At 39.7% G+C, this 19,054-nt stretch carries 15 protein-coding genes; 8 read left to right on the plus strand and 7 right to left on the minus strand.

From position 1 onward, the window contains the following. Nucleotides 1–25: 25 nt before the first annotated feature. Nucleotides 26–2,377, minus strand: a complete 2,352-nt coding sequence (locus NSMS1_RS30175; protein ID WP_224095396.1) for a transglycosylase domain-containing protein — start codon at nt 2,375–2,377, stop codon at nt 26–28. A gap of 409 nt (nt 2,378–2,786) precedes the next feature. Between NSMS1_RS30175 and folK the strand changes: the two genes are divergently transcribed. The 4 genes from folK to NSMS1_RS30195 all read left to right on the plus strand — a co-directional run bounded on the left by folK (nt 2,787) and on the right by NSMS1_RS30195 (nt 5,732). Next, on the plus strand, nt 2,787–3,302 hold the full coding sequence (gene folK, locus NSMS1_RS30180; RefSeq protein WP_224095397.1) for a 2-amino-4-hydroxy-6-hydroxymethyldihydropteridine diphosphokinase: 516 nt from the start codon (nt 2,787–2,789) through the stop codon (nt 3,300–3,302). Nucleotides 3,303–3,386: 84 nt separating this feature from the next. Further along, on the plus strand, nt 3,387–3,935 hold the full coding sequence (locus NSMS1_RS30185; RefSeq protein ID WP_224088843.1) for an NUDIX hydrolase: 549 nt from the start codon (nt 3,387–3,389) through the stop codon (nt 3,933–3,935). Nucleotides 3,936–4,220: 285 nt separating this feature from the next. Beyond that, the gene (locus tag NSMS1_RS30190) at nt 4,221–4,985 is read left to right on the plus strand and encodes a sporulation protein (RefSeq protein ID WP_224088845.1); all 765 of its coding nucleotides are present in this window, start codon (nt 4,221–4,223) and stop codon (nt 4,983–4,985) included. Between the two features lie 126 nt (nt 4,986–5,111). Continuing rightward, on the plus strand, nt 5,112–5,732 hold the full coding sequence (locus tag NSMS1_RS30195; RefSeq protein ID WP_224088847.1) for a hypothetical protein: 621 nt from the start codon (nt 5,112–5,114) through the stop codon (nt 5,730–5,732). 134 nt (nt 5,733–5,866) lie between these two features. Here NSMS1_RS30195 and NSMS1_RS30200 read toward each other — a convergent pair whose 3' ends face one another. The 4 genes from NSMS1_RS30200 to NSMS1_RS30215 form a co-directional block, all read right to left on the minus strand. Continuing rightward, nucleotides 5,867–6,382 carry a PEP-CTERM sorting domain-containing protein gene (locus NSMS1_RS30200; protein WP_224088872.1) on the minus strand — a complete coding sequence of 172 codons (516 nt, stop codon included), beginning with the start codon at nt 6,380–6,382 and terminating at the stop codon, nt 5,867–5,869. 102 nt (nt 6,383–6,484) lie between these two features. Beyond that, the gene (locus NSMS1_RS30205) at nt 6,485–6,922 is read right to left on the minus strand and encodes a hypothetical protein (protein WP_224088873.1); all 438 of its coding nucleotides are present in this window, start codon (nt 6,920–6,922) and stop codon (nt 6,485–6,487) included. Nucleotides 6,923–7,038: 116 nt separating this feature from the next. Then, nucleotides 7,039–8,721, minus strand: coding sequence for an iron uptake porin (locus NSMS1_RS30210; protein WP_224088875.1), 1,683 nt, complete (start codon nt 8,719–8,721; stop codon nt 7,039–7,041). 138 nt (nt 8,722–8,859) lie between these two features. Continuing rightward, a complete protein-coding gene (locus NSMS1_RS30215; RefSeq protein WP_224088877.1) occupies nt 8,860–11,826 on the minus strand; it encodes a bifunctional YncE family protein/alkaline phosphatase family protein in 2,967 nt (988 codons plus the stop codon). An 801-nt stretch (nt 11,827–12,627) separates the two neighbouring features. Here NSMS1_RS30215 and NSMS1_RS30220 point away from each other — a divergent pair. The 3 genes from NSMS1_RS30220 to NSMS1_RS30230 all read left to right on the plus strand — a co-directional run bounded on the left by NSMS1_RS30220 (nt 12,628) and on the right by NSMS1_RS30230 (nt 17,163). Next, the gene (locus NSMS1_RS30220; protein ID WP_224088879.1) at nt 12,628–14,193 is read left to right on the plus strand and encodes an NAD(P)H-hydrate dehydratase; all 1,566 of its coding nucleotides are present in this window, start codon (nt 12,628–12,630) and stop codon (nt 14,191–14,193) included. 359 nt (nt 14,194–14,552) lie between these two features. Next, nucleotides 14,553–16,055 (plus strand): IS5 family transposase, encoded by a 1,503-nt coding sequence (locus NSMS1_RS30225; RefSeq protein ID WP_224085439.1) that lies wholly within the window; start codon nt 14,553–14,555, stop codon nt 16,053–16,055. 262 nt (nt 16,056–16,317) lie between these two features. After that, nucleotides 16,318–17,163 (plus strand): DNA/RNA non-specific endonuclease, encoded by an 846-nt coding sequence (locus tag NSMS1_RS30230; RefSeq protein WP_224088881.1) that lies wholly within the window; start codon nt 16,318–16,320, stop codon nt 17,161–17,163. Nucleotides 17,164–17,233: 70 nt separating this feature from the next. On the opposite strand, the gene NSMS1_RS30235 is transcribed toward NSMS1_RS30230, so the two are convergent. After that, the gene (locus tag NSMS1_RS30235; protein ID WP_224088883.1) at nt 17,234–17,635 is read right to left on the minus strand and encodes a nuclease A inhibitor family protein; all 402 of its coding nucleotides are present in this window, start codon (nt 17,633–17,635) and stop codon (nt 17,234–17,236) included. 135 nt (nt 17,636–17,770) lie between these two features. Here NSMS1_RS30235 and NSMS1_RS30240 point away from each other — a divergent pair, with 135 nt between their 5' ends. Continuing rightward, on the plus strand, nt 17,771–18,154 hold the full coding sequence (locus tag NSMS1_RS30240; RefSeq protein WP_224088892.1) for a hypothetical protein: 384 nt from the start codon (nt 17,771–17,773) through the stop codon (nt 18,152–18,154). A gap of 71 nt (nt 18,155–18,225) precedes the next feature. On the opposite strand, the gene NSMS1_RS30245 is transcribed toward NSMS1_RS30240, so the two are convergent. After that, entirely contained in the window at nt 18,226–19,044 is an 819-nt protein-coding gene (locus tag NSMS1_RS30245; protein WP_224088894.1) for an SDR family NAD(P)-dependent oxidoreductase, read from the minus strand. Nucleotides 19,045–19,054: the final 10 nt, after the last annotated feature.

The following is a 19,054-nucleotide window of genomic DNA, read 5'->3' on the forward strand; positions in this document are numbered from 1 at the left end:
GTTGTAAAGATTTTTTGAGTTGGTATTAGTTAGAAGAGGTAGAACCAGGTTTAAGTCTTTCTCGCCAAGAAGGTGTGGCTGTAGAAGAACTCGAAGAACTTGAGGAGCCAGAACTATTACTATCTGAGGATGAAGCCCGTCTCGACCGAAGAGGAGATGGAGAATCTGAGTCTACACTTGATCTCAATCGCCGTCTTCTGCGGGGAGTTGCTTCTTCACTCACAGTAGGGGCTGCTTCTTCGCTACGATAGCGTCGTCTTCTTGGTCTATCTTCAGATGATGAGCTATCTTCTGTTTGCTGGTAAGAGCGTCTTCTGCGTCTTGGAGTTGAGTCGTTATCATCTGTTGAGTCGTCGTCATTTGATTCTAGAGAACCGTTAACGATTTTTCCTGGCTTAATGGGTTTGGCTTTAATAGTACCTTTACGCCCTTCAAGCTTGGGTCTTTGGGGGAACTTTTCTACTGGCATTCCCTCAACCGCTTTTTCCATGAACTCATGCCAAGTATAAGCAGCGCTACCGCTACTACCATCAGTAGGACGATTATCATCATTACCTAACCAAACTCCCGCCACTACTTGGGGAATATAACCAATAAACCACAAATCGCGGGCTTCGTCAGATGTACCTGTCTTACCCGCTACAGGGCGATTATCTAATTGGGCTGCTGCACCAGTCCCGTTTTCAACTACGTTACGCAACATCCATGTCATAATGGCGGCGCTATCAGCATCTAGGGCGCGTTTAGAGTTAAATTTGGCTGACCAAATGACTTTTCCATTACGGTTGAGGATGCGGCGGATGCCGTGAGGTTCTGTGTGTAAACCTTTAGTAGCAAAGCTACCGTAGGCACTGGTTAGTTCTAATAAATTGACTTCATTTGAGCCAAGAGCTAAGGAATAATGAGGGTTGAGTTTCGACTTAATCCCCATATCTTGGGCTAGTTTAATTGTTGGCTCAAATCCCACGTCTAACAATACCTTGAGCGCGACCACATTCACCGAACGGGTAAGGGCATCGCGCATGGTCATTGTACCCCGGAAGTTTTCATGGTAGTTTTTGGGTTCGTAGCCATCAACTACAAAGGGGGCATCTATATATGTATCGTAGGGGCTTTTACCTGTGGCGATCGCCGTTGCGTAAACAAATCCCTTAAATGTTGAACCGGGCTGGCGTTGTGCTTGGGTAACGCGGTTAAACTGGTTTTTACCAAAGTCTTTACCCCCTACCATTGCCTTAATTTCACCGTTACGTGGGTCTATAGCCACTAAAGCTGCTTCTTTAAAGTTTTGCCAGCTTCCCTCATTTTTTACGGTTTTGGTGACTGCTGCTTCTGCGGCTTTTTGCCAAGTTGGGTTGAGGCTAGTTTCTACAGTTAAGCCACCAGTTGCTAACACCTGGGGCGAAACATACTTAGGTAATTCTTTTTGAATATAACTGCTAAAGTAGGGCGATTCTACTTGTAGTCGTTTGGGCAAACTGGTTTTTAAGGTGAGTGGTTCTTGAATGGCAGCTTGCCTTTGGGCTGGGGTAATAAAACCCTCTTTTTCCATCCTTAGTAACACCAAGTTACGCCTTTGTTTGGCAGCTTGCGGATTTTTGTCTGGGGAGTACAGGCTAGGCGCGGGTGGTAAACCAGCAATTGTTGCCGCTTCTGAAAGTGTAAGCTGGTCTACTGGTTTACTGAAATAAACCCAGGCTGCATCCGCTACACCGTAAGCCCCACCACCCAAGTAGACCAAATTCAAATAACGCTCTAATATTTGGTCTTTGGATAATTCTTTTTCTATTTTCTGGGCAAGACGGGCTTCCTTGAGTTTGCGCCAAACTGTTCGCTCTTGTTTAAGGAAAAGAATCCGCGCTAATTGTTGAGTGATGGTGCTACCACCTTCTACCACATTTTGCGATCGCAAATTATTTACTACTGCTCTGACAATCCCTTGGGGATCAATCCCATCATGCTCCGCAAATCTGCTATCTTCAGAAGCGATAAAAGCTTTTTTTAAATTATCGGGGATCTGCTGTAGTTTTAGTTGTTCTCTAGTTGCTTCTCCCTGCTGTAGTAAAATACTACCATCGGCAGCTTTGATAGTTATTGTTTGCTCCCGCACACTTGTTTGTAGTTGGGATTTATCAGGTAAACTACTATCTATTTTTCCTAAAAAATAGTTAAAGGCAACGATCCCGCCACCTACACTTAACCCAGCCCAGAACCACAAACGTCGATAAATTGGCTTTTCCCGACTGGTGAATCTATTAACTATCCCAGACGTTACACCACCTATGCGGTTGATTAATTTCTTGGGTCTTACCACTTGGGTTTGTGGTAAGCCATCGGTCGTTGATTCTTCTTGCTCGTAACGATTTGTAGGCGGCAAGCGCAGTTCCCCCTTGTCAGAGTCACTCAATTTTAATGATTTATTGCTTGAACCAGGAGGTTAAGTTTCTCTACAATAGTTCTTCGCAAAAGATTTTGCACTAGCCCTTAAGAAATAACTTAGGGTTTTGTACAATGAGTTTGTGATAGTATAGTATCCCATAAAATAGTCATCACAATTCATCACTACATAAAATAAAAATTTCCTCAGTTTATCTACAGAGATTATTTAAAATAAAAACGTAATTTATTTAATTAATATTCTCAATACAAAAATCTGATAAAATTGAATATATAATACTTGCGGCAGATATTTAACAGATGTTTTGTAGAGCAGATTGACTATTGATAATAACAATATCCTTAGAAAACAAAGTGCGAAATTTACAAAAGGGATGCAGGCAGGTGTGATGCGCTATGCTTGTTCTTGTGTGCGTAACCCTGTGCGAGCAGCGATCGCACTTGGTAGTAATCTGGGTGATTCTTTATCAATATTAGAAGCGGCAACAGCAGAATTAGCAGCTATTCCCGACATTCAGCTACAAGCAAAATCGAGTTGGTACATTACCAAAGCAGTAGGGCCTCCACAACCAGATTATTTAAACGGCTGCATCATCCTCAAGGTAGGTATTGATGCCCAAGAGTTGTTAAAAACTTTACTGGCGATAGAACAAAAATTTGGGCGAGTGCGGCAGGAAAGATGGGGGCCGCGATCGCTAGACTTGGATTTGTTATTGTATGATGACTTAATTATTGATACACCAAATCTCCAAATACCCCATCCGCGAATGCAAGAGCGAGCCTTTGTATTAGTACCTTTAGCAGAGATTGCTCCTGATTGGGTAGAACCAATTTCCGGATTTGTAATTAGAGACTTGGTAAAAAAGGTAGACTGTTCTGATGTACATTTGTTAAAGGGCAGTTAAAACTATTACCCAGAGCAGAAAACGCTGATAGAACAAAAAATTCCAGTGTTTATCTGTGCTACTTAAGACAAAACAATCTTAACTATGCCATTAGGTAGAGAATTACCACAGCTATTAAAGCAACGCCTGTTCTATAAAGGACGCAAGTTTGATTTTGAAGTAAATCGGCTGCGTTTACCCAACAAATCCGAGGGAGAATGGGAGTGCATTCGCCACCCCGGAGGCGCTTTAGCTGTGCCTGTAACACCAGAAGGTAAACTTGTACTTGTTCGCCAATATCGTTTTGCTGTACAAGGGCGGATATTAGAATTTCCTGCAGGAACTTTAGAACCAACAGAAGAACCATTAGAGACAATAAAGCGCGAAATAGAAGAAGAAACAGGTTATAGTGCGCAAAAGTGGGATAAATTAGGCGAATTTTTCCTGGCTCCCGGCTATTCCGATGAAATTATCTATGCTTTCCTGGCGCGAGATTTAGAAAAGCTAGACACACCACCAAAACAAGATGAAGACGAAGATATTGAGACGGTGCTGTTAACCCCCGAAGAACTGGAAAGAGCCATTCTACAAGGAGAACCGATAGATGCTAAATCAATCACCAGCTTTTTCTTAGCAAGGCCATTTTTGGTTTAGTATTAGTTCATAATCCATAGTTAACAGTCAATGACTACTGAAAAAACTCCAACCCTTCGTGGTTGGAGTTTTTTTATGAATTTTGGTGGGTTTTGCGTAAGACCTTCAGCATCAGCTGATAACTAGTATATATATAGAAATCTAGTTTGATTATTGAAAAAGCCCCGTACAAGTTAAATCTTAAGTGTAGAAACAGCTATTTCAAAAATCAAATGGATATCCTATGTAAAAGGTAAAACTCAGTTTTACGGCAATTATTCTTACTCAATTATTAATTCAAAGATTATGTTTAAAAATCTATTAGCAAGTGTTGGTATTGGTGCAGCAAAAGTAGATACAAAGCTTTTTACCAATTCTGTAGTTCCAGGCGAAACCTTAGAAGGTGAAGTCTACATTCGTGGTGGAGATGTTGCCCAAAATATTGATGATATATACATAAAACTAGCTACTGAATATGAACGGGAAACAGAAGACTCCACAGTTACCGAAGAATGCGTACTAATTAACTATAGATTGTCAGAACGCCTTAGTATTGAGCCAAAAGAGGAAGTTGTTATTCCTTTCTCATTGGTTTTACCCCATGAAATGCCCTTAACTCTAGGCCGAACTCCCGTATACATCCGCACAGGATTAGAAATTAAATCAGCGATTAACCCCAGAGATAGAGACTATTTAGAAGTGCGTCCACATCCACTAATGCAACGGGTACTGCAAGCAGTAGAAAACTTAGGCTTTCATTTATATAAAGTCGATTGTGAATACACTCATCATTTTAGTGGCACTTATCCCTTTGTACAGGAGTTTGAGTTTCGTCCTAATGGGAAATATCGCAATACTTTAGATGAATTGGAAATAATTTTCCTTTTAAAGCCAGATTATTTAGAAGTATTGTTAGAACTTGATAAACGCGCTCGTGGTTGGAAAGGTTTATTAGAAGAAGTTTTTGATGTAGATGAGCGATATGCACGCTTGATGGTAAAACAATCAGATTTATATGAATTAGATTTTGAGGCTGTGATTGATGAGACAATTCAACGTCATATTCATTAAATTTTGTGGAATAATTTGATATAGAATTTGTCAAAGGGACGCACAGCTATCTGTACGTCCTAATTTAATATGAATTGTATGTGGCGATCGCCATCACAAACCCATGCTAAAAAAGTAGTTTGATAAATGGTTTCCATTGTGATCAAGGGTGGATGGTTTCATCAGATTCTCGGAAAATCAGCACAGAATGCAGGGTTTGCTTTTATTGCAGTCTTGGGAGATTTGGAAAACGGAACACAAGTAAACACATATCCCAACGTTGACGAAAAGTTTGTGTTTCCTTTGTCAAATTATATTGATGATAAATCCACCGATATTTTATTGATTGATACTGATGTATTTGCAGAACCAGTTAATGAGGTCTGGGTTAGAGCTAGAGTTCCAGCCATATTTGGTTTTAATATATTATTTAGTCAGTTTGTTCCAGATTATAAGTATGGGTTGATAGGGCAAACGTTTATAGCTTGTGAGCAAAAGTCGACGGGAGACTGGGAAGCCTATCTATTTATTTGTGAAGGATATAATCTTTCTGCCAAACTGCGTTTTTATCCAGATGATTCATTAATTGAAACTTATAAAAGCATTGCTAAAGCCTTTTGGGAGTTATTATTGCTTGAACCTGAACATATTTGTACATTCTGCGATGGCTATCTCCACTACAATGAATTTGATGATGAAGAATGGCACAACGTGGTGTTTAATCGTGGTCAAGTCAGTATGGAAACGATATCCCCTGTATTTTGGTAACGCATAAGCTGACGTGATGTAAATAATTCAGCATAGTCTCATAGGGGCGCACAGATAACTGTACGCCCTAACTTAGTGTGAATAGAATTTACGCATGAAAAAGAAAACTCATCGTAATCAAATAAGCCTAAGAATTACCTGCGTTTTAAGGCGGTGAGTGTAAAACCACAAACCATGAAAACGCCAACTAAAGTTGAAGGCTCAGGTACTGGGCTATAAGAAACTGCATTGCTAAAAGATTGAGTCCCAACGGTAAAATTATATCCATCAACAGCGTAATTAATAGCAGGATCAAGTTTATCGCTGAAGAAAAATGACAATCCAAATGGTGAACCACCAGCTACATTTTGAAATACAGCAGGAGCAGGAATAGAACCAAACCCTGGATAATCAATATCATCTTCTGCTGTATAAACAACTCCAGGGTTTACATTGAAACTGAATTGGAGTGATTTAACTGGCGCTAGGGGAATAGATTGGTTAGCAAAAGTTGAATCATCAAAACTAAAATTCCCGCTACCTTGAGTTGTGGGAGTATCTACTCGGAATGAATATCTAATAACTGCTGCGCTTGCAGACTGAGAATTGATAATTGGTAAACTTAAAGCAATACTAAAAGTAGTCAAAGCTAGTGTTGATAATAGTTTCATGTCAGCTTACCTCAAATATGTTTGTGTGAAAATTGACATTAATCAAATTCGAGAGATAGAAAATTTGCTATGGTTTTGAGTGCTTTCCATGCAATCAAAAATCTACCAATCAGGTGTAGTTACAGATAATTCTTGCCAAGGAGTACAATCTGGTTGTTGAGTAGAACTTGGGGTGGAGCTACCATTACAGCCACGAATTTTGAAGTTATATTTGACCATATCCCTAGCTCCTGCATATGTCCAACTACGTGCATTTGCATCGTCAACTTGTGCTATATCTTCTTTTCCATCACCCCAACTAACTTGATAAAAATCATTTTTTTGGCACACATCCCAGGAGATAATTATTCTGCGAACTCTGCTAGTATCAGCAGTTAATTTATAAGGATTTCGAGAGTTGCAAGTAGAGTTGTTGGGTTGATTATTACAGTTGTTGCTACCAGCAGAGCATTGAGCAAAAGTTTTAATTGGACTGATTAAATTTAAAGTAAGACTGGTTAAGAAGAAGGTAATTGTCAGACTATATTGGAATCTACTCATAAGAAACTCCTCTATCTTGGCTATGTTTATTGGCGTTGCTGACAGGCTATAGATTTATCTCGTAGACAAGCGAATAATGTTGTATTTCCGCCTTCAAGCAACGCCAATTTCTCAAATTAAAAGGTGAATGTAGTCCGAATTACTCCGAGTACAGCATCACTATTGCGCTCATCATGATTAGGCGCAGTCAACCAAATTAAGCCAGGAGTAATAGAAATATTGTCGGAAAATGCGTAGGAATAAAAAGCCTCGATGTGAAAAGATGTGTCGCGATCGCTGGCGGAATTGCGATTTTGTGGCTCTACCCTTCTGGGGGAAAATGCCGGGGCGATCGCAGCATCAGCACCAGTCACTTTCGGCTCCATACCCACGATAATGCCTGCCAGATTGCCACGTTTGCCCAAGTCAGGAAAGGCTAATCCTACTGCATAATTCCAGATATCAGCATCTCCTACACCTAAAAGTCTAGTTGTGGCATAACCAACCCAACCATTGATATAAAAACGTGGGTTGACTTGGAAAGATGCTTCTAAGCCATAAGCATTTGTAGAAACCGGACTATCAGTAACTAAGCCCAAGTTCGCCTTTTTACTACCTGTACCGGGAATAGCTAAATCATCATTGAGGTTATCGTAGGCATTGACATAGGTAAATGCAACACTGAGGCGATCGCTAGGACGAAAAACTAGCTGGGCGATCGCACCATAGGAGCCATTGAAGATACCATTTTTACTACTAGGATCGGCTGGTGTATTCGATAGATATCCTAAACTCAACTCCAACTGGTCAGAGAATCGATGTCTAAGTCCAATCCCTGCACCTTGAGGCACGAAATAGTAAACTGAATTGCGACTACCAAATCTAGATAAAGCACCAGTTGCGCCATCATCCCCATCTAAAAAAGGGTTGACTGTATCCATAAAATCATCAACTTCCCCCTCATTAGCAAACAAAGTAACTTCGGTTTTTTGTCCTATGGGGAATCTGTAAAACAGCGTATCTATACCTAGCTCGTTATTTTCTGGCGCATCGTCACCAATTTCGCCGTTAAAAGCCAGGGTTCCTTCTGGCAACCTACTCCTAGTTCCAGCCTTACTAGAATAGTAATTGAGATTGAGAGCTTGCAGGCGCGTTCTCAAAAGGTCTTTACCAGTAAAACTGGTATCCAAATTGAGGCGGACGCGATCGCCAAAAGTAGTAACTTTGGGAATATCTACACCAGTGGAATCTTGCCCAGCTGCAAACCCAGAGACAACAAACAAAGCTTCTTCGTTGAGTTTGGTTGTAGTAGAAAATTGTTGTTGTTCTACCACTGCCAAACGGGGTTCTAAAGCATCAACTCGACCGCGTAAACTCGTTAATTCAGTTGCGAAAGTTTCTTGTAACTTTTGCAGTGTCGCCAAGTCCTCCTTTCTAACTAAATCAGAGGTGGCTGTAGCAATTAGTTGATTAATCCGCTCTAAGCAAGCATTCACACCTGCTGCAAATTCATAACGAGTCATCGCCCGATTACCCCGATAGGTGGCATTAGGATAACCAGCAATACATCCGTAACGTTCTACTAAAGATTGCAATGCGGCAAAAGCCCAATCTGTAGGTTGAACATCAGATAGTTGGGAAACAGAATTAACCTGTGCAAATGTTACATCAGTCTGATCTAAAGATGGCGAATTAATCAACTGTGTGTTCCCCTCTGGCTGAAGGACATTTTCAGCTAAAACTGGCAGTGCCATAATTGCTGATAATATTCCCACAGCTATTGGTGAAATCAACAGCCACTTACTAAACATATCCAACATTATTGCCCTCTCACACCAATTGATATCAAAACAGTTAGTAGTAATTGAAGTTCTGAAAAACAGTCTTAAAGACAGCCGTTTTATCTCAGTCTTGCTGTGTCAGATGGGTTTAAAACTACTCATCTGACATAGCAAAACTTACTTCTTAGCTTCTGTAGAGCGATCGTTTTGACTTAATTGCCAACGCTTGAGAAATTCAGCCCGGTTTCTACGTAAATCATTACCACTGCGTTCTTCTGGGTAGGGAATTTCATCACCTTTAATACCCGCCCAAAGAATTTCGTTAAACTCTTCAGGGTCGAGTTTATCTTCACCGATGAAGTTGAAATCCTTAGTCATACTAGCCCACCAATTTTTGTCACGCAGCATGGGTATAACCGCAGTCTTGGTAACTGTGGAATCTTCACAAGCTGGTACTAATTTTGGATCTACCGGGGCAACACACAAGTTACCTGGCACAATAGCGGTATAAGGTTTAATATCTGGCTCTCTGGTGAAAGCGTCTGACATTGGTTCCGCATTGGCATCAGTTATTCCCAAATAACCAATGTTGAGCAAATCTTCGATTGTGCGTAAGATGCTGGTAGTGTTGTAGTTGGTTTTTATTAAGGAACCCCGTTTTGTGTAAGGCGAGATTACATAGGCTAAAGAACGGTGAGAATCAACGTGATCGGGGCCGTTTTGTGAGTCATCTTCAATGATGAAGATAGCTGTTTCTTTCCATTCCGGCATGTGCGAGATTTTTTCTACCAGCTTGCCTATAGCATAGTCGTTATCTGCCATCTGCAATTGAGGAGTGTTTAACCCTGCCAAAGCAGTGCCAAAGGAACCAAAATGATCGTGAGGTAGACGCACGAGCATGAGATTGGGCAACCCATGTTGCTCAATATCCCTTTCCCACTCTTTATATAAATAAATATCTGGATTGTTCATGTCGAATGACCGGAAGAAAAGATCCGTTTTATCCAACAGAACGTTTTTGGTTACGGGTGCTTGGGGAATTTTATCTAAGAAAGGATTTGGTGAGATGGGGATATACGCTGGGTTGTTTGGATCGGGTTTGGTGGGGTCAGGTAAGCTAGTCGTATAAGGAACACCATTATCCACAAAGAAGCCATAGTTGCGTACAGTCTTACCAGAACGGAGTGCCGCATCCCAAAGATAACCACCAACGGCATTTGACTCTACTTCACCATCACCCTCTGGAGCATTAACATCTCTGGTTCCAGGTAATATGGAAGACTGACCAGAAGGATCTAAAATTCCGGTGATGCGGGTATTGACGGGAGATTGATTAGCACTGGTTTGCGGTAGGGCAAGGCTAATATTGCGGTTGGTACCTTCATAATCGTAGGTCAAACCGTTGAAGCCAGCATTACCGTAAAGGACTGATTGTGTTTTCTCGGTGTAATCTGTAGTCCGGGCAAAAGTAGACCAACTCCAACCCACACCACTAGATTCGCCACTGTCGTAGAAGTTATCAAAGGTGGCAAAATCAAGGGCTAGTTGGTGATGATTAGGACTAATACGTTGTGGGAATAGAGTTAAAGCAGGATCGCCATTACCAATAGGTAAGTCACCTAGCACTTGGTCGTAGGTACGATTTTCTTTAACGATGTAGATGACGTGCTTGATTTTGGTTTGTAAATACTGCATCGTTCGGTCAGGACGGCGATTGTCAAAACCGTTGTTTTTGTCTACCAATGCAGAGAGGCTGGTCAAAGTACCACCACTGGGAACAAGAATAACCGCAATACCAGCTTTTTCTAATGCCCAGTTGTATTCATTTCTAAATGTGGTGTTGCGTGCTAGTCCGGCTGGTGTTGTCCGGCTATTGGAGGGGTTGGGGCCAGAAGTGCTTTTGGCGTTCACAACATACAAGTTGCGACCATCAGCGCTAACACTAACTGAATTAGGATACCAACCTGTGGGAATACGTCCAGCCACTCTCCCGGAGCGTAAATTTACCACAGCGATCGCATTTTCACCGCCCAAAGTTACATACAGTTGGCTACCATCTGGACTCAAAGCCAGAGAGTTGGAGTTTGCACCTTTGTATCTATCTCCAGGTCGAGAAAGGGAGATGTCGGCTACAACTTTATTGCTGTTGGTATCAATAACGGAAACTGAGTCGCTGTTACCGTTAGCGACATAAAGGCGATTTTGATCAGGTGATAGTAATACTTTATTTGGCTGATCACCTACAGGAATTTTGGTAATAGCACCAGAATTGATATTGACAGCCAGCACTTCATTATCTCTTTGGCTAGTGACATAAGCTGTGTCTGCTAAACCATTGCTAGAACTTTTAAGCGCTACATCAAAAGGAAATTCTCCTGTTGCTACTTGCTGTCCTGGTTTAAAGAATTTGATTTCTCGCAATACCTGACGCTTATTAGTATCAACAATCGAGATCGAGTCATTTTCAAAATTAGCCGCTACTAAAGTTTTGCCATCTTTACTGACTCCAAAACCTGCGACAACTGCACCTGTGGCTATAGCTTTAGCTGGGGTGTCTTTGAGTAAACCGCCATCATACTTAGGAAATGGTGCAGTTTGGTTAGAGTTGTGACCTAAAAGGATAAAAGGGGCATCTGGTACATATTGTTTACCACTTAAGGTATATACGTATATGCGATCGTCAATGCCGCCTGATACATAAAAACGTTGACCATCAGGCGACCAAGTTAAACCATTGTAAGTATTGGGGATATTGATTTGTTGGCGTTTAACTAACTTACCGCTACTGACATCAAAAACAAATACCCACTCAGCTTTTGAAGTGCTAACACTGGTTGGTTTACCAGTTGTAGGATCTAAAACAGGGTAAGTAATATTACTACCACTTTCTGTTTTAAAATTTTGGTTATAACCACTAGTAAGCACTAAAAGAGTTTTACCATCAGGGCTAAGAGATGTAGTTACAGCTTCAGCCGCATCAGCGTTATCATCTTTGCGTAAATCAGTCTTTAATGGTGCAAAAGTCGAGCCTGGTGCAGCCGCAGGTGTGATTACCTGGCCCGTAGGTAATAAAGCTGCACCACCTCCCAAATTACCAACAGGGGCATTAGTACGCGCAAATACTGTTGATGTATTTGCACTCATTACTCCTGTTAGTATAAAACATAGGATATAGTCTAACTTTTTATTAGTAGCCATTGTGTACCATATAAAAAATCAATACTTATTATGTTTATGGTTCATGATTATGGTTAAGCTAAGATTTGGTTAATTTTTTCGTATTAAAATTTTGTTAGATTTAGAAACAAATTGTAAGTTTTCTCAGCCTCACATATAATTATTGCAGAAGTATTTTGACTAACTTCATTACATAAATACACAAAAATAGTTTACCTTTAAATAAAGTATAAAACTTTGTTTAGTTATTTGTGATTGCGCTCCATTTAGTTGTAGAAAATGAAGCAAATTGAGAGGTTATTTATCAAGCAAAAATAAAATTACTGTAGTGGCGTGTCTAGGCTAAACTTGTGCATTAGCCAACAATCTAACATCTGCGTTCATCTGCGTTCATCTGCGTTCAATTTTTTCAAATTTATTGCAAAATTTTAGTCTAGACACGCCACTACTTAAGATTTACTTATTAAAATTAGTAAATTTAATTTTTTAGCAGTAGTCTTTATGATATTAGTCTTTCAGTTTCAGTTAAAAATCTAATTAAACTTCTTATACCTACAGTTGGTATTAGATACTTTTCTGGTGCATGTCGTATTAATTTGATAGCTCAAGCGATCGCGGAAGTTGCAAGTAAAATTAAAGACATTACTTTTGGTAGATTAATTTAAAGCTTTTAGCGATCGCTCTTGCATTAAAACTGGTGCTGATTTATGGTTGGCGCTATCATTACAAGTGCGGCATAACCAGTCAAACAATTAATGGTGAGGTGAAATGCTTACAAGAAACGAACACATTTCCCAAATCATAGTGACGGCTGCACAAATGCGCGACATTGAAGCGCGAATATTTGCAGCCGGAATGCCTGTATCTGCTTTAATGGAAAAGGTAGCTGGATTAGTTACTAGACGCATTCAAGATATTTTTCCACAACACAATATTTCTTCTCTATTTTCCTCATCCCCCGAAGTAGGAATCCTCGTCGGCCCTGGACACAATGGTGGTGATGCGTTAGTTGTGGCGAGAGAACTATATTTTAGTGGGTATCGAGTTTGGATTTATTTGCCTTTTGATAAGCTTAAGGAATTAACATCACAGCATTTACAGTATGCTCAAAGTTTAGATATACCTTGTTATCAAGATGTTGAGCAATTACCAAATTGTGATTTTCTAGTTGATGGTTTGTTTGGTTTTGGTTTAGAAAGGGCAATTACTGATCCTATTGCTGCTGTAATTAATCAATTGAATCAATGGAATAAGCCGATTATTAGTATTGATTTACCTTCAGGTTTGCATACTGATACTGGCAAAGTCTTAGGGACGGCCATTCGTGCAACTTATACCTTGTGTTTAGGTTTGTGGAAACAAGGTTTATTGCAAGATCAGGCGTTAGATTATATCGGGAAAGCTGAGTTAATTAATTTTGATATTCCCCTGGCTGATGTGCAAGCTGTATTGGGGGATGTACCTAAAGTTAAACGCATTACATCGGCGACAGCTTTATCTACTTTACCTTTACCTCGTCCGCCAGTGACGCACAAGTATAAAGAAGGACATTTATTATTAATTTGTGGTTCCCGACGTTATGCTGGTGGGGCAATTTTAACAGCTTTGGGTGCAAGGGGTAGCGGTGTAGGAATGTTATCGATTGCTGTACCTGAATCTTTGAAGCATCTTTTAGTATCGCATTTGCCAGAAGCATTGGTGATTGGTTGTCCAGAGACGAAAACGGGAGCCATTGCCCAGTTACAATTACCAGAGAAGACTGAGTTAAGTGACTTTAGTGCGATCGCCATTGGCCCTGGTTTAACTAAAGATGCTACATCTATTGTGCAGGAAGTCTTGAGTTGCGATCGCCCTTTAGTTCTCGATGCCGATGGTTTAAATATTTTGGCACAGTTAGGAACAATACCCACATTACAAAAGCGTCAAGCTGCAACCATACTTACACCCCATACAGGCGAATTCGCTAGATTATTTCCTGACATTACCGATGCTAAACACGATAGAGTGAAAGCCGTGCGGGAAGCTGCCGCTCAAAGCGGTGCAGTGGTATTGTTAAAAGGAGCGAGAACTGCCATATCTAACCCTCAAGGTTCAGTGTGGATTAATCCTGAAAGTACGCCTGCTTTGGCTCGTGGTGGTAGTGGTGATGTGTTAACAGGGTTACTTGGTGGGTTATTAGCGCAGGGTGTTAATAAAAATATAGCTGTAGAGGATATTGTGGCGACTGCTGCATGGTGGCACGCCCAAGCTGGTATTTTAGCAGCTAGTGAGCGTACAGAGTTAGGCGTAGATGCGTTTACATTGTCGCAGTATTTGTTAAGGGTTATTAATTGAATTAATTAATACTCGTTTTCTTTAAGATTATACAAAGCTTAGTTTTTTATTCGCTTAACTATGCAATCTTAATGCAGCCGTTTGCATTGTTAATACAGTGAAATGCAATCTTAGTGCAACCGCTTGCATTGTTAATCCAGTAAAATGCAATCTTAATTCAACCACCTGCATTGTTAATACAGTGAAATGCAATCTTAATGCAATTGCCTGTATTGTTAACGCATTTGCTGGCTTACATAGGGCTGGCTGAATAAGGGCGAAAGATAGCAGAATGAAGAGTTTCAGGGTCAGGAAAGAAAAATAAGGTGAAAAGAAAAAGGGTAAGATAAGTAAAAATCCTTGTAGCAAGTTGCGTTAAAATGTATCGAAGAGCGCAAAAGCAAGAAAAAGCAGCAGAAAACTTTGAACTACCCTTTGGGGGAAAACTAGCGTCAGATAACCGATGGGTAATCATGGCGAACATGATACCTTGGTCAAAATTTGAAGCAGAGTACGCAGAAATATTTTCAGCAAGAATGGGAGCGCCAGCCAAAACATTTAGAATGGCGTTGGGAGCATTAATAATTAAAGAAAAATTAGGAATAAGTGACAGAGAGACAGTAGAACAAATTCGGGAGAACCCGTATCTGCAATACTTTATAGGAATGTCAGCATATAGTAATGAATCTGCATTTGACCCGTCAATGCTAGTTCATTTTAGAGAAAGGATAGATATAGAATTAGTCAATAAAATCAATCAAGAAATAGTCAGGAAGATGTTAGAAAATAAACAGGAGGTAGAAGTAAGAGCAAAAAAGCCAGAGGTCGAGGATTCAAAAAGTAAGCCAGCCAATAGAGGAAAATTAATATTAGATGCTAGTTGTGCGCCAGCAGACATAAGTTATCCGACAGATTTAGGATTATTAAATCAAGCCAGAAAGCAAACAGAAACAATCATAGATACATTATATAAGTCCTTATTAGTAAGAAATATCAACAAACCAAGAACCTACAGAAACAAAGCAAGAAAGGATTATTTAGCAGTAGCCAAGAAAAGAAAACCAACAGTTAAAGAAAGAAGGAAAGCTATCAGAAAGCAACTGCAATATATCAACAGAAATTTAACTCATATTCAGCAGCTAATAAATTTAGGTGCGTCACTATTAAAACTGAGCAACAGTCAATATAAGATGTTGCTAGTAGTAGCAGAAGTTTATCGTCAACAGTTATGGTTATATGAAAATCAAAAAATTAGTATACAAGACCGCATTGTCAGTTTAAACCAACCACACATTCGTCCGATTATCCGAGGTAAAGCCGGGAGAACAGTAGAGTTTGGGGCTAAGTTTTCAGCTAGTTACTATGATGGCTATGTATTTTTAGACCATATTAGTTGGGACAACTTTAACGAATCAGGAGACTTAAAATCACAAGTAGAAGCATACAAAAACTACACCGGATATTATCCTGAATCAGTTCATGTTGATAAGATTTATCGGACGAGGGAGAATCGAGCTTGGTGTCAAGAAAGGGGAATTAGAATTAGTGGCCCACCACTAGGTAGACCCCCCCAAAATGTCAGCCCTGAAAAGAAGAAACAAGCCGCTTATGACGAAAGGATTCGTAATTGTATTGAGGGCAAGTTTGGACAAGGTAAACGAAGATTTAGCCTTGGTAGAGTTATGGCTAAACTTCCTCATACTTCTTTCACCGCTATTGCCATAACTTTTTTAGTTATGAATCTTTCTACTCTGCTATTACGGCTTTTTTGTGTATTTTTTTGCCTATTTTTCAAAACTGAGTCTTTTTTTACTTCTTCTATTATCGAAACTGATATTTCATTAAACCTTAAACAACAAAAACTTATCTTTTTTCTGGACTGACTACTTAATCAATTTTTCTCTTCCTTTGAAATGACTTTTTCAGCAAGCCCTACATATATTTTTGTTTAAATGTGATTTTAATTTAAAAAACTTAATCTTTGCTTTAGCCTTACACGTAAAATTACGTATCTAATTTTAATTTAGCGTTTACGATATCTTTACCTTGTTTGATTAAAACAGAGTGGTGGCTTTAATGCTGCTTTACATTTAGTTTCTGCAATAACTTACAGAAACTAATTTACTGTGTTTGAAAAATATAAAAATGAAAAAACTTAAATTGTTTAAAGCTATACTGCCTATTACTTTACCAGTAGCAGTGTTTGCTTTATTTAATTATGCAGAAAAGCCACTAACTGCTCAAACCTTTAGTGTTCATCTCACAATGGGAAATCCTAGTGGTGCTAATACTAGTTATAGTAATCTGTTATTAAACAAATCTCAATATGCTGTTTCTTATAATTGCTATAGAGGAACACCAAATTGGGTAAGTTGGCAATTAAACACATCTTGGTTAGGAAGCGCACCCCGTCAGGATGATTTTCGTGCAGATACTACATTACCCTCTGGTTGTTATCGAGTTAGTTCAAGTGATTACACTGGTAGCGGCTTTGATAGAGGACACATGGCTCCTTCTGCTGATAGAACAAACACAATAACAAACAATTCTGCTACTTTCTTAATGACAAATATGATTCCCCAAGCACCAGATAATAATCAAGGTGTATGGGCAAATTTAGAAAGTTATTCTCGAAGTTTAGTAACCGGACAAAATAAGGAACTTTATATTATTTCCGGTTCCTATGGTAGTGGTGGAACTGGCTCTAATGGAGCAAGAACCACAATTGCTAATGGTAACGTTACAGTTCCCGCCAGAACTTGGAAAGTTATTGTAGTCTTAGATAGACCAAATAATGGTGCTAGTAGTGTTACTACTAATACAAGAGTAATTGCTGTAGACATACCTAATACACAGGGTGTGAGAAATGCAGATTGGAGAAACTATAGAGTTAGTGTTGACTACATTGAAGGACAGACTGGTTACAATCTGTTATCTAGTGTTTCTTCATCTGTTCAGAGTGTAATTGAAGCTAGAGTTGATAATCAGTAAGCTTTGAGTTGTTAAAATAAATTTTGGTTTTAGCCTGTCTTAAAATAAAGACAGGCTAAAAGCATTTAAATTATGTTTCTACTAATTTTGTAGAGATTCCTGCTAAGTCTCCTGCTAAAGTTGCACCAACAATATAAACATCAATATTGATTGTGCCTAAACGATAAACTTGAATATTTGTGAGATTCTCTTTTAGTGTTTTTACAAGTAATTGAAATTTTGACACGTTTTCTTTTTGTATTTCATCGTGCCATTCCTTTTTTTGAGCGCAATTACGAAAAAAGTAATCTAGTTCTACTGTTTCGATTGAAGTATCTGGAGGATGTCCGGTAAGTTGAAAAAGTTTTTGGTTAGTTAAACTTTCTTGAGATTCACCAGTCCAATAAAATACTTCAAAAGGAGATTCTGATTCACTAACCATTAACAGATTATCAGCAGCTTGTTTTAGCTTGGCGATGATTTCATTAGTCATAATTATTTACGAGTAGTTTAAGTGATATTCAGCACTAGATAAATATTCTGCCTTGTTTACCTAAAATTTTGCTTTACTTTTATCTTTTGTGTGGCAATGGGAACATTAAATATATAGCCTACTACGTATGCGATTATGCCAAACCAAGACACAACGCGCCGTTTGCGCCCATTAACTATTAGTCAAGACGTTAACTCATTCCACGGTTTGCAAACTATAAGCAATTACAATACTAGCCGTGTTGATGCCACAGAGGAAAATTTGCAAAAAGCTTATAAAAATATGTTGGCGCAGCAACAGACGGAAAATGAAAAACTAGCTATGTACCGCGCGGCGGCTGATGCAGCGCGATTAGCCGAGTGGGAATTTCACAATGCGGTGTTAGCTATGAAAGAAGCTGTACGCGGACAATATGGCTCAGATAGTGACCAAGCGCAAGCGGTAGGACTGAAGAAAAAATCAGACCGCAAGCGTCCTACTCGGAAAAAGACAGTAGCGTTGGCGTTAAGCCCAGCGTAGCTGCTCGCTAGTTAATCTATCACAATTTATAAAAAATGGGCGGGCAATATGCCCACCCTACAATAAAAATGTTATTTGCGTTCTTCCATGCCGAAAACGCGGCGCACCATTGACTGCACTAAACTAGGAGTTAATTGATAAGCAGCTTTCCAAAAGTTAGCTGAACCCACCACTACATCAGGACGTTTATCTTTAACTACAGTCCAAATTGATTTAGCTACATCTTCGGGCTTTTCTAATACAGGCATTTGAATGGCTTTACCTACCAATTCTGTACGCGCTTGGGCTGATTCTTCATCTTTACCGCGAAAGATTGCTCTTTCCATAATTTGGGTACTGATGAAACTGGGATAAACGCCGCCTACGTGAATGTTTTTTGGTGCTAACTCTGCGTGGAGGGATCTGGTTAACCCAGTTACGGCGTATTTGCTGGCTGTGTAGGGAACATGGTAAGGAATTGGTTCTATTCCCCCGATAGAACTAACGTTGACGATGGTTCCTTGACCACGTTCTAAAAAATAGGGGAGGATAGTTTTAATTGTATGAATGTAACCCCATAAATTGGTATCGATGATTGTATGCCAATCATCTAAGCTGAAGGTTTCTACAGGGCCTAAGCAAAAAACACCTGCATTATTGATTAAGACATCTACGCGACCAAAATGAGCGATCGCCTTTTGGATCATATCTTGAACTTGGGCTGGATCTCTGACATCGGTGGGAATAGCGATCGCTTCCTGTCCCAGTTCTCTAATTTCGGCGGCTGTCGCTTCTAAACGGTCAACTTGACGGGCTGCCAACACCACTTCATACTGGTGACGGGCAAATAATAATGCTGTAGCTTTGCCAATTCCTTGGGATGCGCCGGTGATAATTACTGTGTTTGTCATAATCTTTTGT

The organism is Nostoc sp. MS1 (genome assembly GCF_019976755.1).
Lineage (GTDB): Bacteria > Cyanobacteriota > Cyanobacteriia > Cyanobacteriales > Nostocaceae > Trichormus.

What these genes read in the sequence shown, in the direction of transcription:
- folK (WP_224095397.1), top strand. Translation starts at nt 2,787, where the DNA reads ATGCGCTATGCTTGTTCTTGTGTGCGTAACCCTGTGCGAGCAGCGATC.
- NSMS1_RS30205 (WP_224088873.1), bottom strand. Translation starts at nt 6,922, where the DNA reads ATGAGTAGATTCCAATATAGTCTGACAATTACCTTCTTCTTAACCAGT.
- NSMS1_RS30185 (WP_224088843.1), top strand. Translation starts at nt 3,387, where the DNA reads ATGCCATTAGGTAGAGAATTACCACAGCTATTAAAGCAACGCCTGTTC.
- NSMS1_RS30200 (WP_224088872.1), bottom strand. Translation starts at nt 6,382, where the DNA reads ATGAAACTATTATCAACACTAGCTTTGACTACTTTTAGTATTGCTTTA.
- NSMS1_RS30215 (WP_224088877.1), bottom strand. Translation starts at nt 11,826, where the DNA reads ATGAGTGCAAATACATCAACAGTATTTGCGCGTACTAATGCCCCTGTT.
- NSMS1_RS30210 (WP_224088875.1), bottom strand. Translation starts at nt 8,721, where the DNA reads ATGTTGGATATGTTTAGTAAGTGGCTGTTGATTTCACCAATAGCTGTG.
- NSMS1_RS30190 (WP_224088845.1), top strand. Translation starts at nt 4,221, where the DNA reads ATGTTTAAAAATCTATTAGCAAGTGTTGGTATTGGTGCAGCAAAAGTA.
- NSMS1_RS30220 (WP_224088879.1), top strand. Translation starts at nt 12,628, where the DNA reads ATGCTTACAAGAAACGAACACATTTCCCAAATCATAGTGACGGCTGCA.
- NSMS1_RS30240 (WP_224088892.1), top strand. Translation starts at nt 17,771, where the DNA reads ATGCCAAACCAAGACACAACGCGCCGTTTGCGCCCATTAACTATTAGT.
- NSMS1_RS30245 (WP_224088894.1), bottom strand. Translation starts at nt 19,044, where the DNA reads ATGACAAACACAGTAATTATCACCGGCGCATCCCAAGGAATTGGCAAA.
- NSMS1_RS30235 (WP_224088883.1), bottom strand. Translation starts at nt 17,635, where the DNA reads ATGACTAATGAAATCATCGCCAAGCTAAAACAAGCTGCTGATAATCTG.
- NSMS1_RS30225 (WP_224085439.1), top strand. Translation starts at nt 14,553, where the DNA reads ATGTATCGAAGAGCGCAAAAGCAAGAAAAAGCAGCAGAAAACTTTGAA.
- NSMS1_RS30230 (WP_224088881.1), top strand. Translation starts at nt 16,318, where the DNA reads ATGAAAAAACTTAAATTGTTTAAAGCTATACTGCCTATTACTTTACCA.
- NSMS1_RS30195 (WP_224088847.1), top strand. Translation starts at nt 5,112, where the DNA reads ATGGTTTCCATTGTGATCAAGGGTGGATGGTTTCATCAGATTCTCGGA.